This is a genomic window from Marinobacter profundi, from assembly GCF_002744715.1.
GTDB classification, from domain to species: Bacteria; Pseudomonadota; Gammaproteobacteria; order Pseudomonadales; family Oleiphilaceae; genus Marinobacter; species Marinobacter profundi.
In genome coordinates, this window is record NZ_KZ319379.1 from 1 (window position 1) to 17638 (window position 17638).

A 17638-nucleotide genomic window follows, 5' to 3' on the forward strand; every position below is an offset into this window, starting at 1 on the left:
AACATTAACGTCAAGCGTTATTAACCGGAAGATGAATCTCGAATATTCGCTTTTTTTAAACGCACTCGCTAGAGTCCCGAAAAAAAACGATGAGTTCACGAGAATGCTGAAAACCGCCCTTTTTCAAACATTTGATGAACTAACTCAAGCCAGCTGTTCGCTACGCTCATACTTCATAGGTTTTTTGACGCTACCCTGCTCCATGAACCTGAATAGTGCGCATAAGTTAAAGCGACCATTTCATCGAAGTCGGACTCACTGCAGGATTGGGTTCATTTGCAAATGCACTGCCCCCAAACTACCCGACTGGCTCCTACGGCAGCCATTTATCCGGGCCTTTGGCCCCCTTACTCCTATTAGTGCCTCACCTGGCAACAGGCTCACCGGATCGTTAGCAAACCGCTCCCGCTCCTCCCGAGTCCACTCCATTGCCCCTAGCTCCCGGTGTCGGGCTCCTACTGCTATTCATGGATTTGGAGCGGAAAAATTTCGGTATCAAAAGCCGGACAAACTACGCCAAGAAAAAATTTTTTTGACAAGTCTCTGGGATGTGTTCGGAAAACTGCCGAGGTGACCCTTGGTGGCGTCGACACCCGCCAGCTTTCCTCCAAGACCATGGCGGTGCTGGACCGCCCCAACCTGTACTTTATCGGTGAAGTGGTGGATGTCACCGGCCACCTGGGTGGCCACAACTTCCAGTGGGCCTGGGCATCGGGTGTGGCGGCGGGGAATGAGGCCTGAGCCCGACAGATCCCCAATCTGTAACGTTACCGGGCCACAGTTCAAATCAGCCCCAGCTCCAGCTGTGCTTCCTCATCCAGGTTGTCGTAACTCCAGGGCGGGTCAAAGACAACATCCACCCGGCAATCCGTTACAAAGGGCACCTGAAGCAGGTTGGCTTTGACATCGTCGGCAATCACATCGCCCATGCCGCAGGTCGGTGAGGTCAGGGTCATTTCCACTCGGACAGATCGCGTATCCTGGTCAATTTCCAGACCGTAGATCAGCCCCAGGCTGAGCACATTGACGGGAATCTCCGGGTCGTACACCTGTCGCAGGGCATCCCGGCACTGGTCTTCACTGATCAGGCCGTCTTCCGGCTCGGCAAAAACCGGTACATCACTGTGCAACCCCAGGGTTCGGGCCACCTCCGGTGCCAGCCGATACAGGTTGCCCTGGTAGTTCACGGTAAAACTGCCGCCAAGTGCCTGGGTGATGTTTACCACGGCCCCGGCCGGCAGGGTTACCGGATTGCCGTGGGGAACATGCAATCCGACGCCGGCCACCGGCAGTTCGAAGGTTGTGGGCGGTTTTGCCGGTTTTTTGGCATTGGGTGCCTTGATGGCTAGCATCTGGCCGGAACCGTGCCGGTCAACGTCGATTTTCATATCCTGCAAGTACGGCAGGCTGAGGGCATCGAAGTACAGCGTCAGCTCGTCAAACTCCGCCCTGGTGTCGCTGGCGCGCTCCTCGCCGGGTGGACAGAATGCCAGGCAGGTCTCTGCTTGCGGTGTGCCCCCGTGCTCAACAAATACCCGCGCCGCCATACCCGGCTCGCCCCTCTGGGCTAATACGTTGCGCAGGTAGTGCTGCGCTTCCGGTGTTACTTCTGCATTAACATTCATCATAGCCCCACCACATGATCAATATTCTCATTGATGCATACTTAAACATGGATTCACTATACATCTTAAAGGGCGGCAGAGGAAACCCGTCATGAGATACCAATCGACCGAGCGACCAGCTAGCTTCAGAGATACTTCTCAATCGGCAACAGCGCCAGCAGGCTGGACGTAAACCGGCGCCACCAGCCTACTGCCGGCTCGCTGGAATGGTCGCCGTCAACCCCCTGCCAGCTCAGTTCACCGTCATCATCGAGCCGGACCTGCCAGCTGTTGGCAGGGGCCATGGCGATGTCGATATCCTGCGCCAGACGCCCTGCCAGTTCCCGGCTGTGGATGATCAGCAGGGTTTCGCCATTGAGGAAGATGGAGCGTAAGTTGAGGTTGAAAGAGCCGATCACCACGATCTTTCGGTCGAAAACAGCGGATTTTGAGTGCAATCCTACAGCGCCCCCGGTGCAGAAATCCCCGCGGGCAAGCCAGACCGGACAGTTGGCGGGGTCTGGCCTGAGCTCGTGAATGACCAGGCCCTGGCGGAGCATTTCCCGGCGCCAGCGGGCGTAACCGGAGTGGTTGGTAACCAGGTCATTGGAGGCCAGTGAATTGGTGAGTGCCGCCACGCGCACATCCCGGCGCTGCAGGTCGTCAAACTGTGCCAGCTGCTCGTGGGTCAGGATGAGATAGGCGGACTCGATCAGCACCTCTTCCTGCGCCCCTTGCGCCAGCCTGCCCAGGGCGACGGCGGTATTACCGGGCGCATCGGCGGCCTGGTCAGCGTCACCGAAGGGCAGATCAAACACCAGCTGGCCCCGGGCGCTCACCGCCCCCCCGGAAAATCTCGCCAGTTCCCGGGTAACCGCTGCGCTCGTGGCCGGCGGCGTGAGCCCAAGCCCTGCGGGCTTGCGGGCATGCTGGCGCAGGCGCTGCGCGACAGCCGCCAGATCCTGCCCGGAGCGGTCCTCCGGATACAGCTGGGTGAGCGGGTAGGCCCAGCGGCTGTGCCACCAGGCCTCGAAATTATTCGCCATGCTCCCGACCACAGGACCAATGGCGAGGACATCCCGGTCAAGAAAGTTGAGCTCCGGGTGGAAATCGAAGTATTCGTCACCGATATTGCGACCACCGACAATCCCGGCTGCGCCGTCCACCACAAACGTCTTGTTGTGCATGCGACGGTTCAGGCGCTCGAAATCGGAGAGAAAGGACAGCCAGCGCCCGGCGCCGTCTCGTGCCGGTGCCGGATTGAAGATCCGGACCTGAATGTTCGGGTGCTGTTGCAGGGCCGCAAACAACGGCTCGTCCCCGGCCACGTTGATGTCATCCAGCAGCAGCCGTACCCGGACACCGCGCTCGGCAGCCAGCAACAAGCGAGCCGCCAGGTAGCGCCCGGACGGGTCATCATTCCAAATGTAATACTGGGCATCGATACGGGTGCCGGCTGCCTCGATCAGTGCCGCCCGGGCCAGGAAGGCATCCCGGCCAGAATCGAGAACATGAAAGGCGGATTCACCGGGGCCGGTCGGAGCGGCACCGGCTGCCCACTCGGTCAGCGGTGTTTTGGCCTGACCGATGATCACCGGTCCGGAATCCCGATCCGCCGGGGCCAACCCGGCCACACAGCCTGTCAGGGTGACGAGTAGCACCGGAATCACCCACCGGCTCAGGACTCCAACTGGCGCTTTTCCTGATGGCTGACCGGTATCCGCTGGCATGTCACTCCCCAGGTTTCAGGCGGTGGTCATCAACGGAGGATGACCAGGGGTTTCTCGGCGGTTTTCAGCATGGTTGTGGTGGTGCTGCCCACCAGGAACTGACGAATCCGGGAGTGGCCGTAGGCCCCCATCACCAGCAGATCGATGTCGTGCTCATCCTGGTATTCATGCAGTGCAGGCTCCACATCGCCGGCACGGATGGCCAGCTGGATATCCACGCCCAGACCCGACAGCATGGTTTCCGCTTTTTTCAGCTGCTCCCGGCGGTCACTGGTGTCCGGACCGATCATCACCAGATGCAGGGGCATATCCCGGAAAACCGGACTTCCGGCCATGAGCTCGACACTGCGGAAGGCGGTGGCGCTGCCATCAAAGGCCAGCATGGCACTCCTCGGCGGCGTGAACTGATCCGGCACCAGCATGATTGGCCGGTGCAGACTGCGGATTACGGTTTCCAGCTGGCTGCCAATATGGATATCCCGATCAGAACTGCTCTCACCATGAAGCCCCATCACCAGCAGCCGGGTCTGGTTCTCCAGCGCCATCAGGGATTCGGTGAGGTCGCCATGACGCTGTCGCTTGACCACATCCTCGACGCCTGCCGCTTTGACCAGCCGTTCCGCCTCATCCAGCATGTGATGGCCATGTTCCAGAGCCAGCTTGGAACGCTTGCGATCGAGATCGGCCAGCTCCTCCAGCAGTTGTTCGCGGCTTCCCAGGCCAATACTCCCCGCCAGGTCCGGTTCCGCCGGGTAGCGCTCCTCATCCAGCACATGCAGCAGCGTCACCGGCGTATTCATGTGATTGCTGGCCCAGGCTGCGAATTCACATACCGCCGGGGCTGCACGGGAACCATCGATACAGGCAACTACTCGTAACATCTCACCCTCGCCTTCATGGTCTGATTGATTGTTATTGTGACTGCGATCGTTGCGGAGTTCATTGGTCTGTGTCATTTCAGTGCCCCATCAACTGGTCAACGGCGTCCGGCTTGTCATGTACCCCGAAGCGGTCAACGATGGTAGCGCTCGCCTCGTTGAGCCCGATAACGTCCACGTCGGCACCCTCGCGGCGGAACTTGATCACTGCCTTGTCCAGCGCACCAACGGCGGTGATGTCCCAGAAGTGCGCACGACTCAGATCAATCACCACATTATCCACTGCTTCCTTGAAGTCAAAGGATTCGAGGAATTTTTCCGAAGAACTGAAAAACACCTGTCCGATGACCGTGTAGGTACGGGTAGCAGACGCTTCATCAAAGTCCGACGTCACCACCATGTAATGGCCAACCTTGTTGGCGAAGAACAGGGCCGCCAGCAGGACCCCTGCGAGAACGCCGAATGCCAGGTTGTGGGTAGCCACAACCACGACAACGGTCACCAGCATCACAACATTGGTTGACAACGGATGCTTGCGCAGATTTCGAATGGAGTCCCAGGAGAAGGTACCGATGGACACCATGATCATGACGGCCACCAGTGCCGCCATGGGGATCTGCACCAGCAAACTGTCGAGCACCAGCACCATCACCAGCAGGAACAAACCGGCGGTCAGGGTAGACAAGCGGGTACGGCCACCGGATTTCACATTTATGATTGACTGACCAATCATCGCGCAACCCGCCATACCACCGATCAGACCGGCGCCAATGTTGGCAACACCCTGCCCCTTGCACTCCCGGTTCTTGTCACTCGTCGTATCGGTGAGATCATCAACAATGGTTGCCGTCATCATCGACTCGAGAAGTCCGACCACTGCCATGGCCACTGAGTACGGCAGAATGATCATCAGGGTTTCCAGGGTCAGCGGCACGTCCGGCCAGAGGAACACCGGCAAAGTATCCGGCAGCGCGCCCATGTCGCCCACCGTACGGATATCAAGCCCGACAGCCACGGCAAACGCCGTCAGGGTGACGATACAAACCAGGGGCGAGGGAATGACCTTGCCCACCACGGGCAACAGCGGAAACAGGTAAATGATGGCAAGTCCGGCAGCGGTCATGGCGTAGACATGCCAGGTCACATTGGTCAGCTCTGGCAACTGCGCCATGAAGATAAGAATGGCCAGGGCGTTGACGAAACCGGTCACCACCGAGCGGGACACAAAGCGCATCAGGCTTCCCAGCCTGAGATAGCCGGCCACAACCTGCAGCACGCCGGTCAGCAGGGTGGCCGCCAGCAGGTACTGCAGGCCGTGTTCCTTGACCAGGGTCACCATCAGCACGGCCATGGCAGCAGTGGCGGCAGAAATCATTCCGGGGCGGCCGCCCACAAAGGCAATCACCACCGCAATACAGAACGACGCATACAGCCCCACTTTCGGGTCCACACCGGCGATGATCGAAAATGCGATGGCTTCAGGAATCAGCGCCAGGGCGACAACAATACCTGCCAGGACATCGCCGCGTATGTTGGAGAGCCATTGGTTTTTAAGGGTATTAACCATAAGTCGGGATCCGGGTTATCAGTATGGAATACACAGACAGTTCAGGCAGACATGCCAGCCCGCAGTACCCGTCGGGTTTGCGCGGTACGGAATGGTTGTCGCCCGGGAGAACAGGAACTTGTGGGGCGCGAAAGCTCCGGTGGAGGGCCCGCTCCGGTAGAAGGGAACGCTACGGTGGAGTGATCGTCACGGTCATTTCCGGCTGTGCCGTTGATGTTTGTCATGAATAGAGAAAACAAGGGTCGCGAAGCTTAGCAAAACCGCAAAATTAAAGTAAGGCAAGGCGAAGGAATTTCTTCGACCTGTAAAAAAGTCCTATACTGGCGGCAATCATTTCAGAGACTTGTGACCGCTCCATGGACGACGTAGCCGCCCACTTCCTGCAATCCAACCAGACCACCATCAATCTCGCCATTGCCCTGTTGCTCGGCGGCATCATCGGCCTTGAGCGAGGCTGGGAAGCCCGCGAGCAGAAAGCCGGCGAACGCATCGCAGGCATCCGCACCTTCGCCCTGATTGGCCTGCTGGGCGGTATCGCGGCCGTGCTGGCCCAAGAGATCACTGAATGGGCGTTCCCGGTGTTACTGGTCAGCGTAGTAGCCATTGCCCTGGTCGCCTACAGTGAGCGGCTGGAGCACATCCGCAATTTCAGCATCACCGGCACCATCGGCATGGTGCTCACCTTTTGCTACGGCGCGGTGGCGGTCGCGGTGGACCCGGCCATTGCCACGGCTGCCGCGGTGGTTACCGCCATCATTCTGGACAACAAACCGGAGATCCACGGTTTCATCCACCAGCTCAAGGAACATGAACTGGATGCGGCACTGAAGCTGCTGGTGATTTCTGCAGTGATGCTGCCGCTGCTGCCGAACACCGATATGGGCCCCGGTGGCGCCCTCAATCCCTACGAAATCTGGTGGATGGTGGTGCTGATTGCTTCGGTCTCTTTCGTAGGCTACTTCGCCATCCGGGTGGCAGGGACCGAAAAAGGCATCCTGTTCACCAGCCTGTTTGCCGGCCTGAGTTCCTCCACCGCCCTTACCCTGCACTTTTCGAGGCAGTCGCGGCAGGCCCCGGCGCTGGCCCCGCAGCTGGCGTCCGGCATCCTGATCGCCTGCGGCACCATGTTCCCCAGAATCCTGATCTATTGCGCGGTCATCAACCGTGACCTGCTGGCCCAGCTGATGCTGCCGGTCATCGTGATGACGGTATTGCTGTATGTACCGGCCATCCTGATCTGGATGCGCAACCGTGACGGGCTGGAGATTAACCGCCCGGAACTGACCCAGAATCCTCTGGACCTCAAATCCGCCCTGATGTTCGGCGCACTGCTGACCGCGATCCTGGTACTGGCCGAAGTGCTCAAGAACTGGCTGGGTGACACCGGTGTCTATGTGCTGGCCGCCACCTCGGGAATTGCCGACGTGGACGCCATTACCCTGTCCCTGACCCGGATGTCCCAGACCAGTCTCACGCCGGCTACGGCCGTGATCGGGATAATCATCGCCGCCGCGTCCAACAATCTGGTCAAGGCAGCCATGGCAGGTGTTATCGGCAGCCGCGCCCTGGGAATGCGGGTGGCAGTGCCTATGGTCATATCACTGTCCGCCGGCCTCGCGACAGCCTGGCTGCTCTAGGCGGACACGCACCGCCCGATTCAGAGGGCACGGCGGAAAGTCAGGTTATAGCGGTATTCACCGGTGAGTGGGTGCCAGCCCTGCTTCAGCCGCAGCACCCCGTGGTAGCGGAGCCTGGCGGGACCACCCCACACCACGACGTCGCCATGGCTCAGCGGCACATTCACCGGCCGCACGCGACGGGTCTCTCCACCAAACTGGAAGGTTGCAGGCAGCCCCAGTGACACCGACACGATGGGCTGGTCGAAGTCGCGCTCATCCCGGTCCTGGTGCAGGGACATCCGGCTGCCCGGGCAGTAACGGTTAATCAGGCAGGCATCGGGGATAAAATCACGGTAGCCCGCCGCCGCGGCAGCCTCACCGGCTAGTCGCAGAAACGGCTCCGGCATGGCGGGCCACGGCTGACCGCTCAGCGGATCCCCGGCCTGGTAACGGTAGCCTGTCTGATCCGTCACCCAGCAGACCTCACCACACCCCGTCATTGCCACCGACATGGTGTAACCGCCCGGGGTTTTCATCTGCCGGAAGGGCGCCCCGGCGGCAACCTCGGTGATGGCAGCCAGCAACGCTCCGGCCACGCCAGCGGCATAGCCCCGCAGCACTACTGCGCCGGGGGCCAGGGGCTCCGGCGCAAACGCCCCGGGAGTGTCCCCGAACAGGTCAGGGGTCATCGCTGTGCTCCTCCCGGCCAGCAATGGCCGGACTGTTCGATAATCAACAACCTTTCTCCTGACAATTCATCGATTTACGTCTAATCTCCAGGGAGATGCAGGTTACTTTTTTTGTTACGTTCCCTGTTACTTTGCATATTGCTTTGCAAATTGCCTGGCAAAATACTGCGCATCTTCTGCGAACCACCGGCCTCCAGCACAAGGATGACTCAATGCATTTTCACCGGCAATCCGCCCAGGTGTCCCTTGCCCTGCTCATTGCGTCCACCATTACCTTCGGAATGCTGGTACTGACCCTGGTACTGGTTGGCCAGAGCTTTCGCGGTATGGAGAACGCCAAAGCCACCGCTGCCGCCGATGCCACCCATCAGCTCACGGTCAGCGTCAACGACCGCATTCGTGCCATCATCGAGCCAACCTCGGTCACCCTTACCCTGCTCAGCCACGACCCGCTGACCCGTGCCAGCTCCCTGGATGCCCGGCTGCAGAGACTGCCGGTGATTGCCGATGCCCTGCGCCAGAATGATATCGTGAGTGCCGTCTATACCGGTTACGACAACGGCGAGTCCTTTTTGCTGCGCAAGGTTCGCAGCTCCGGCATTCTCCACTTCCCCGATGCTCCGCAACAGGCCTGGTTCCTGCTGCAGACCATGACCCTCGACGACACCGGGACCAGAATCGGTGAATGGCGCTTTTACGACCGTAACCTGCAACTGCTCCGCCAGGAGCGCCGACCGGATTACAACTACGATCCCCGGGAACGCGGCTGGTTCAAGGCTGCCCGCACCACAGCTGCGACTCACGTGAGCGAGCCGTACGTGTTCTACACCACCCGGGAACTGGGGCTGACCCTGTCACGGCAGGCTGCCGGCGCAGCTGACAACATAAACAGCAACGGCAGCGTGTCCGGTATTGACGTCACCGTGTCGGACCTCAGTCGCCAGATTGCTGACTTGCGCCAGACACCGGGCTCAAGGATTGCGATTATTAACCGGGAACAGACCGTACTGGCCTACTCCCATCCGGACCGCCTGCCCGCCAGAACGGACCAGGAAGACCCGCTTTACCACCTGGAGGAGATTCCCGACAGTCCGCTGCCGATGGCGTCCGGACTTGCCGACAGCGAACGGGCCGAGCGGTTCACCCTGGCCGGCGAGGACTGGTACGGCATGACCGCACCACTGACCACCCTGGGGCCGGAGGAACTGACCATTGTTATCGCAATTCCGGCCGATGAACTGCTGGCGGAGGTGTGGTCCGCCCTTGCCCGCCAGACCGGCATTGCCAGCCTGATCGCGCTGGTCTTGCTGGCCGCTGGCTGGATGCTCGGGCGCCGGGTGGGCCGGCCGCTGGAGCAGCTGACCGACCGGGTCAGCTCCCTGTCCCGTTTCCGCTTCGACACTCCCATCCGGGTGGACTCGCGCATTCGCGAAGCCAGCAAGCTCAGTATCGCCCTGGACGATATGGCCGGCACCATCCACAGCTTCCAGAACATCGCCACCACCCTCAACCGCGGCCAGGACCTGCACACCCTGCTGGGAGACATTCTCGACCAGATTATCCATATCCTGGGCCAGCACCGCGGCGCTATCTACCTGTTCAACCGCGGCAACGGCGAGCTCGGCCTGGCCACGACCCACAACCTGGAGGGGCCAAAGACAATTCCGGATATCCGCCCGGACAGTGATGACAGTGACATTATCCGCAGCCTGCGCGGGCCGTTTTCCGGGCACCCGGTGTTCGCGATCCTGCGTAACCGCAAGAAGCAGCTGGTTGGTACGCTGATCGTCGAAATGGAAGACGGCGACCTCTCCAACATCAGCGACGACCTCGCGGTATTTGTCGACGAGATCGCCGGCTCGGCAGCGGTCGCCATCGAAACCCGGGAACTGATCGAAAGCCAGCAGGCCTTGCTGGAGGGCATCATCCGCCTGGTGGCCAATGCCATTGACGCCAAGTCACCCTACACCAGCGGACACTGCGAACGTGTGCCCAAGCTCGCCCAGATGCTGGTTGCCGAAGCCACCCAGGCCCGTGACGGCGTGTTCCGGGATTTTCAGCTGTCTGAGACGGAAACCTACGAATTCCACCTGGCCGCCTGGCTTCACGACTGCGGCAAGATCACCAGCCCGGAATATGTCGTGGATAAAGCCACCAAACTGGAGACCCTGTGCAACCGTATCCACGAGGTCCGAACCCGCTTCGAGGTGCTGCACCGGGATGCCGAGATCCGCTATCTGCAAGACTGCCTGGCTGGCGGTGACCAAGCTGGCGCACGAACCCGGCGGGATCAGGAGCAGCGCCAGTTGCAGGAGGACTTTGCCTTCATCGCCGCCGCCAACATTGGCGGTGAAAGCATGGATGACGACGCCGTTGCCCGGGTGCACCAGATCAGCAGCCGAACCTGGCAGCGCCACTTCAGCAACCGTCTGGGGCTTTCTGCGGAGGAACGCCGCGCCTTCGCGGCCGCTCCGGAGGCACGCCTGCCAGTAACCGAGCCTTTGCTGGCCGACCGCCCGGAGCATATCGAGCACTGGGGTGAGCGGGTACCGCCGGTAACCCGGGACGACCCCCGCAACCGCTGGGGCTTCGACATGGACTTGCCGGAGCACGCCTACAACCGGGGGGAGATCCATAACCTCACCATCCGTCGCGGCACCCTGACACCGGAAGAACGCTTCAAGATCAACGAACACATCGTGCAGACCATCTGCATGCTCGACGCCCTGCCCCTGCCCGACTGGCTGTCCAATGTGCCGAGACTGGCGGGTACCCATCACGAGCGGATGGACGGCCGGGGCTACCCTTGTCGCCTGAGCGGCGACCAGATGGGCATTCCCGAGCGCATCATGGCGGTGGCTGATGTGTTCGAGGCACTGACGGCGGTGGACCGTCCCTACAAGGAAGGCAAAACGCTGACCGAAGCCCTCGGCATCATGGCCACAATGGTGCGGGAGCACCATCTGGACGGCGATGTCTTCAACCTGTTTATCCGCTCGGGGGTTTATCGGGAGTACGCCCGTGAACACATGAAGCCGGAGCAGATCGACGAGGTGGACGAGGCCAGGTTCCTGAGCTGACGAAAGGCCGGCTGAACTGTCGGCTGATGCGCCGGAAATCCGTATACTGGGCAACATTCACCAAGATCACGATTCATTCCAGAAGGAAACCCTATGTCATTTGCCATGATCATCGGCGCGCTGATCGGCTACCAGATGGGCAAGTTCCCCGGCCTGTTGATTGGCGCCTTTGCCGGTTACATGATTGCCCGCGCCCTGAAAAAGAAAGTCCGCCAGAGCATCGGCAAACTGCAGTCCGGCTTTACCGAGCCGATGTTTGCGGTGATGGGTGCGCTCTGCAAGGCTGATGGCGTAGTAACCCAGGACGAAATCCGCATGGCGGAGACACTGTTTGACCGCTTCCGGCTGACCGGGGTCCAGCGGGAGCAGGCCAAGAATGCCTTCAATCGCGGCAAGGCGGCCGACTTTGATCTGGACGCCGAACTGGCAGCGTTTCTGCGGATCAGCCGCAACCAGCCCGCCCTGCTTCAGTTGTTCCTGCAGGTACAGGTGTCCGCGGTTGCCGCCGACGGCAAGGTGCACCCGGCGGAGCACGAGATGCTGGTGCGAATCGCCCGCCGCCTCGGCCTGCCGGAAGCCCAGGTCGACCAGCTGGAAGCCATGCTCGGCGGGCGCCAGGCCGGGGGTGCCGGCCCGGGTGCCCGGGCTGACAACCTGAGCCAGGCCTACCGGGTGCTTGGAGTTGCCCCGGAGGTCAGCGACAGTGAGTTAAAGCGTGCCTATCGCAAGCTGATGAGCGAGAACCATCCCGACAAGCTGGCGGGGCGCGGCCTGCCGGAGAGCATGCGGGAAATGGCCGAAGAACGTACCCGGGAGATCAGTCACGCCTACGACGTGATCAAGGAGGCCCGCAAACGGGCCGGCTGAGTCAGGGGGGACAGATCGCAGGTATTCCTTAAATGACATATCGTCACGTTTTGGAATGCGCTAAAGTCTGCTCCACTTGCTGAGGAGCTCCGCCATGACCGTCCCCCACTTGCACCGCCCGGTTCACGCCTTCACCAACGACGTGCTTGCCAGCCACGACGGTACCGCACTTGCGCAGCTGATTCGCACGGGCGAACTCTCGGTCGCCGAAGTAACCGAAGCCGCCATCAACCGCGCCAGGCAGGTAGAGCCGGCTGTCCATGGCCTGGCCACCGAAGCATTCGGGCCGGCGCTGGCTGCCGCAAAGAAAGCGATAGGCAGCGGTGCGTTTGCCGGGGTCCCCACCCTGATCAAGGACAACACCGATGTCGCCGGGCTGCCCACCGGTCATGGTTCTGCCGCGGTACCGCCGACGCCGGCCGGCAAAACCAGTCCCTTCGCCCGGCAGATGCTGGCGCAAGGCTTTGTCTGCCTCGGTAAAAGCACTCTGCCGGAGTTCGGTTTCAACGCCACCACCGAACCTGCGGGAGGGCCGGCTACCCGTAACCCGTGGAACCTCGCCTATTCGACCGGGGCATCGTCAGGGGGCTCAGCCGCACTGGTCGCCGCCGGTGTGGTCCCGATTGCCCACGCCAACGACGGCGGCGGATCCATCCGCATACCGGCTGCCTGCTGCGGCCTGGTGGGCCTGAAACCGAGCCGGGGCCGGCTGGTGGATAACGAGGCGGCGCGGGCACTGCCGGTCAATATCGTGAGCGAAGGTATCGTCTCTCGCAGTGTTCGCGATACCGCCAATTTTTTTGCTGCTGCCGAGTCGTTCTATCGCAATCCGAAACTGCCACCCGTCGGCCAGCACATCCGGCCGGCAGACCGATCCATGCGCATCGGCCTGGTCGTCGACTCGATCAACGGTCACCGCACTGACGCGGTGACCCGAGCAGCAGTCGAGGAAACTGCCCGGCGCCTCGAAAGTCTGGGGCACCGGATTGAGCCAATCGATGTGCCGGTTAAGCCATCGTTTGCGGACGATTTCGCACTTTATTGGGGGATGCTGGCGTTTGCCCTCAAAACCGGCGGCCGCAAGCTGCTTCACCCGCAGTTCGACAAGCACCGGGTGGATGGCCTGACCCACGGCCTCGACCGGATGTTCCGCAGCCGGCTGGTCCATGTCCCGGCCGCCATCTGGCGCCTGAAGCGGTCCTGTCACGATTACGCCCACGCCATGGCCGGCTTCGACGCGGCGCTGACCCCGGTCCTCGGTCACACCACGCCCGAACTCGGCTACCTGAGCCCTGAACTGCCCTTTGACACCCTGTTTGACCGGCTGACCCGTTATGTCAGCTTTACGCCATTGGCCAATGCCACCGGGGCACCGGCAATTGCCCTGCCCGCCAGCCACACCGGGCACGGCTTGCCGGTCTCGGTTCAGCTGATGGGGCGCCATGGTGGTGAGCGAACCTTGCTGGAGCTGGCCTTCAGTCTCGAACAGAACTGGCCGTGGCCAACCGTAGCCAGCTATACCAGCGAAGGTCAGGAGCCGGCCGTCAGGGCTTCCTGATCCGGATCGTGACAAACGACCCGATTACGGCCCTGCGCCTTGGCAGCATATAGTGCCTCATCGGCGCGACGGAACAGCTCGCGGGTGGCATCGGCCTGATCCGGGGTGAGCGAACAGACGCCAATACTGATGGTCAGCCGCACCGTGGTATCGGAAACCCGGAAATCGGTTCCCTCAATCTCCCTGCGGATCTTCTCGGCCACCTGCACCGCGCCCTCCTCCGGCGTATCCGGCAGGATCACGACAAACTCCTCACCACCGTAGCGGGCCGCCAGGTCCTGGGGACGGGTCACATACTGGCGGATGCCCTGTGCCACCATCCGCAGGCAATCATCGCCCACCAGGTGGCCGTAGGTATCGTTAAACTGCTTGAAACGATCAATATCGATAATCAGCAACGATAACGGCTGGCCAAACCGGAAGGCCCCGACGGACAGCGTCTGGAAGGCCCGGTCGAAATAGCCCCGATTTTTCAATCCGGTGAGTGCGTCGGTGGCATTGAGTTCCCGCAACCGCTCGTTAAGGGTTGCCAGGTCCCGGGTGCGCTCCTCAACCCGCTGCTCCAGCAGGGTATTGGCGTCTTGCTGGATCTGCAGGGATTTTTCCTGGGCGAGACGTACCTTACGCTCTTCTACCAGCAATTGGCGCTGGGCCTCGAAATTGCGTTTTTTCTCCCGGTTCAGCCGGTCCGCGAGGGCAAGGGACAACAGGATGACCCCTATTGCCGAACCGACCTGGGTGGCATTCTCGGTCACCAGGTTGCGGGGCAGCACGGTGAATTTACTGAGCGCCAGGACGATGCCACCAAACAGCATGAAAACCCAGGCCACACCGTAGTATCGGGCCGCCGGATCTCCCTTCATCCAGCGCACGATGCTGAGTAACAGCATCCCCGTACAACCGATAAACGCCAGGCCGATGGTGGGCAGAATCATATAGCGGTACGGCACCAGCAAGCCGGCCAGGGCAAGCAAGCCGGCGACCGAGACCACCAGGATGGTCACCCGGCTGAGCACCGGGTGCGTCGACGGCAGCACACTGATGAAACGCATACTGAAAATACCGCCAAACACCACCACCAGGTTCAGAAACACGATGATGGCCTGATCGTTCCACCAGGTGGCATCGGGCCAGAGGTACTGGAACGCGACCCCATGGAGGCTGGCCAGGAACAGCGGCATCGCAGTGATGTAACCGATGTAGTACAGGAAGCTCCGCTCCCCGACCGCCAGGTACACAAACAGGTTGTACAGGACCATGACCAGGACGATGCCGTAGTAAAGCCCCTCGAACAGGCTGCGGGCCTGTTCCTCGGCATGGAAGGTATCCGGCGACCACAGGGTCATTGGCACCTGCATGGAACTGGTGCTCCGGACCCGGAGCAGCACCGTCACCAGCTGGTCCGGCGGCAAATCAAGAGGTATGACAAAGTTGCGATGGTAAACCGGCCGCTCGCGGAACGGGTATTTGTCCCCCATCACCAGACGGGAAACCGGATTGCCGCCGACGAAACTGTAGACCTCGATGTGATCGAGGACCGGATAGGCGATTTCCAGAAGGGCCGTGGTCTGTGAACCGGCTATGTTATCGATGTCGAGGCGGAACCAGTAGGCAGTATCGCTATAGCCCAGACTGACGTTCTCACCCCGGACTCGTGTCCAGGCCGCCGCGGGCAGCCCCCGGGCTTCCTCCACCGACCAGCCTTGTTGAGGTTCGGCAGCGAAGGCAACGTGATTGGTCAGTTCCAGCTGTGGGCTGCGGCCATCCCACTGCACTGTTGACGATTGCACTATCGACGATTGCACTATCGACGAATACGCAGAGGCGGAGGCTGCCAACAGAACCAGCAGTGCGATGAACCGCGTCACGATCACGAACACCGTCCCCTCCCACCAGGGATTTTTGCTTCTATGGTTATACCGGAGAGTATGAATCACATTTGCAACCGATTCGCTATCTGGTCATAAAATGACTCAAAGACCCAACAAAAATACTACAAATCCAATGGAACCGTTCTTTCGTTTACAATGGACAGGGTCTCTGGTCGTTGCCATGATGAGCATAACCGGCGCGGCAATCCTGCAACATCAGGGACGCCCCCGAATCCCATTGGCCTCGCAGCTTTTACCCGGGGCGGAGGACAGGCACCGCCATGGCAGATGTCACAGGTGACAACGGAACGTTTACCGACTTTCATGCGGAACTGATGAAACTCAGTCATAGCACCGAGTTCATTGGTTCGTCTCGTGATTTCAAGCTGGCGGCGCTCACCCACTTGTGCGCCACCAAACTGGCGGTAGAGCGGGCCAGCGTGTGGGAGCTGAGTCACGGTGGCGACCACCTGACCTGCGAATGGCTGTCGGACCGCAGCGAAACCTTTGCTACCCGCGGACCGATCCGGACAAGCCTGTTCCGCGACGATAATCCGGCCTATTTCAGCGCCCTGAGTGACGGCCGGATTCTTCAGGCAGACGACGCCCGCAGCGACCCCCGCACCCGCGACTTTACCGACAGCTACCTCGCCCCACTGGGTATCCACTCCATGCTGGACGCCCCGGTCTTCAATGGCGCGCGGCTCAGTGGCGTTGTTTGTCTGGAATCATGCCAGCCCCGCACCTGGAGCCTGCCCGAACTGTCTTTTGTCGTCGCGATTGCCGACACGGTTAGCCTGGTCAATACCCATGAAGCCTGGCTTCATTCCAAGGAAAAACTTGATTACCTGACCCGCTTCGATTCATTGACCGGATTGCCCAACCTCGATTCCCTGCGCGAGCGCATGCGCTACCTCATCAGCAAGACCCGGCGCCACCGCCTGTCCGGCTTTGCCCTGTTGTGGATCGATCTCGACCGGCTGAAAGCCATCAATGACGGACTCGGCCCGACCATCGGGGACGAAGTGATCTCAAGAATCGGACAACGCCTGGGCAACCTGCCGGTTGAAGGCAAGGACAAGCTGGCGCGGATTGGCGGAGACGAATACGCGATGCTCATCCGTAACCCGGGCGAAGAGCGGGTGCTGGAGTACACCATTACACGGATCCTGGAGGAGATGACCCGCCCGGTGAATGCCGGGGGTCACATGCTGAACATCAGCGCCAGTATCGGGATCAGCCAGTTCCCGGGCGACGGCGAGGATGCCGAGACTCTGTTGCGCAGCGCCGAAGCCGCAATGTATACCGCCAAAGACCAGGGCAAGGGCCGGGCCTGTCACTTTGACACGTCAATCCAGACCACTGCCCGGTCCCGCTTCGAGCTGGAGCGGGAACTGCGCTCGGCCATTCACAACAACGAACTGGACGTGTTCTATCAGCCGATCTTTGACAAGGGTGGCACCGCCATTATCGGCGCCGAAGCCCTGGTACGCTGGAATAATGCGCAACGGGGTTGGCTGTCGCCGTTTGAATTCCTCGACATCGCCCGCGGTGCCGGACTGATGGTTGCCTTGGGCGAGAGTGTGCTACGGGTGGTCTGCCGTGACATCGCGAAGGCCCGTACCAATGGCCGGTTGTTGCCGGTGGTGTCGGTCAACCTGGCAGCAGAGCAGGTCCTGGCGGCGGACCTGCCAGCCCGGGTGGCCGCCATCTGCCGGGAGTTCGGGGTGCCGCAGTCGGCCTTGCACTTTGAAGTGACCGAGGATGCCATCCAGGGCGATTCCGCCACTCTGCGCCAGACCCTCAACCAACTGGTAAAGGCCGGATCCGCGCTGGCCATTGATGACTTTGGCACCGGTTTTTCATCGCTGTCACGCCTCAAATCCCTGCCGTTCACCAAACTGAAGATCGACCGCTCCTTCATCCACGACATCCCCGACGACGAGGACGACTGCGCCATCACCCTCTCCATTCTCGGCCTGGCCCGGGGGCTGGACCTGTCGGTGGTCGCCGAAGGCGTGGAGACCCTCAGCCACCAGCGCTGGCTGCAGCGCCAGGGCTGTGACCTGTTGCAGGGTTTCCTCTACAGCAAGCCCGTGCCCTTTCACACCCTGCTTGACCGCCTCGCCCTGCTTGACGGTCTGACCACGCACCACCCCACGCCAGGGCACTGAC

12 protein-coding genes are annotated in these 17638 nt (G+C 61.0%); 6 read left to right on the forward strand and 6 right to left on the reverse strand.

What is annotated here, in order from left to right; genetic code table 11:
- Nucleotides 1-444 precede the first annotated feature (444 nt).
- Entirely contained in the window at nucleotides 445-741 is a 297-nt protein-coding gene (locus tag CLH61_RS18705; protein WP_407657603.1) for an NAD(P)/FAD-dependent oxidoreductase, read from the forward strand.
- A 41-nt stretch (nucleotides 742-782) separates the two neighbouring features.
- Here CLH61_RS18705 and CLH61_RS17335 read toward each other — a convergent pair whose 3' ends face one another.
- From CLH61_RS17335 to CLH61_RS17350, 4 genes are all read right to left on the reverse strand, one after another.
- Entirely contained in the window at nucleotides 783-1628 is an 846-nt protein-coding gene (locus CLH61_RS17335) for an iron-sulfur cluster assembly protein (RefSeq protein WP_228152687.1), read from the reverse strand.
- A 122-nt stretch (nucleotides 1629-1750) separates the two neighbouring features.
- Entirely contained in the window at nucleotides 1751-3265 is a 1515-nt protein-coding gene (locus CLH61_RS17340; protein ID WP_228152688.1) for a phospholipase D family protein, read from the reverse strand.
- A 98-nt stretch (nucleotides 3266-3363) separates the two neighbouring features.
- Entirely contained in the window at nucleotides 3364-4290 is a 927-nt protein-coding gene (locus CLH61_RS17345) for a universal stress protein (RefSeq protein WP_099615988.1), read from the reverse strand.
- A 1-nt stretch (nucleotide 4291) separates the two neighbouring features.
- The gene (locus CLH61_RS17350; protein WP_099615989.1) at nucleotides 4292-5779 is read right to left on the reverse strand and encodes a SulP family inorganic anion transporter; all 1488 of its coding nucleotides are present in this window, start codon (nucleotides 5777-5779) and stop codon (nucleotides 4292-4294) included.
- A gap of 356 nt (nucleotides 5780-6135) precedes the next feature.
- On the opposite strand from CLH61_RS17350, the gene CLH61_RS17355 reads away from it, so the two are divergent.
- Complete coding sequence (locus CLH61_RS17355) at nucleotides 6136-7416, forward strand: MgtC/SapB family protein (protein ID WP_099615990.1); 1281 nt, start codon at nucleotides 6136-6138, stop codon at nucleotides 7414-7416.
- 20 nt (nucleotides 7417-7436) lie between these two features.
- Here the strand turns inward: CLH61_RS17355 and alkB are convergent, their stop codons facing one another.
- Nucleotides 7437-8087: a DNA oxidative demethylase AlkB gene (gene alkB, locus CLH61_RS17360; RefSeq protein ID WP_099615991.1), complete on the reverse strand. Its 651-nt coding sequence runs from the start codon at nucleotides 8085-8087 to the stop codon at nucleotides 7437-7439.
- Between the two features lie 212 nt (nucleotides 8088-8299).
- Between alkB and CLH61_RS17365 the strand changes: the two genes are divergently transcribed.
- From CLH61_RS17365 to CLH61_RS17375, 3 genes are all read left to right on the forward strand, one after another.
- On the forward strand, nucleotides 8300-11167 hold the full coding sequence (locus tag CLH61_RS17365) for an HD domain-containing phosphohydrolase (protein ID WP_099615992.1): 2868 nt from the start codon (nucleotides 8300-8302) through the stop codon (nucleotides 11165-11167).
- A gap of 93 nt (nucleotides 11168-11260) precedes the next feature.
- Entirely contained in the window at nucleotides 11261-12034 is a 774-nt protein-coding gene (gene djlA, locus CLH61_RS17370) for a co-chaperone DjlA (protein WP_099615993.1), read from the forward strand.
- Nucleotides 12035-12128: 94 nt separating this feature from the next.
- Nucleotides 12129-13592 carry an amidase gene (locus CLH61_RS17375; protein ID WP_099615994.1) on the forward strand — a complete coding sequence of 488 codons (1464 nt, stop codon included), beginning with the start codon at nucleotides 12129-12131 and terminating at the stop codon, nucleotides 13590-13592.
- Here the strand turns inward: CLH61_RS17375 and CLH61_RS17380 are convergent.
- A complete protein-coding gene (locus CLH61_RS17380; RefSeq protein WP_228152689.1) occupies nucleotides 13565-15382 on the reverse strand; it encodes a sensor domain-containing diguanylate cyclase in 1818 nt (605 codons plus the stop codon). The genes CLH61_RS17375 and CLH61_RS17380 overlap by 28 nt on opposite strands.
- A 362-nt stretch (nucleotides 15383-15744) precedes the next feature.
- Between CLH61_RS17380 and CLH61_RS17385 the strand changes: the two genes are divergently transcribed.
- Complete coding sequence (locus CLH61_RS17385; protein ID WP_099615995.1) at nucleotides 15745-17637, forward strand: putative bifunctional diguanylate cyclase/phosphodiesterase; 1893 nt, start codon at nucleotides 15745-15747, stop codon at nucleotides 17635-17637.
- The last annotated feature ends 1 nt before the right edge of the window (nucleotide 17638 follow it).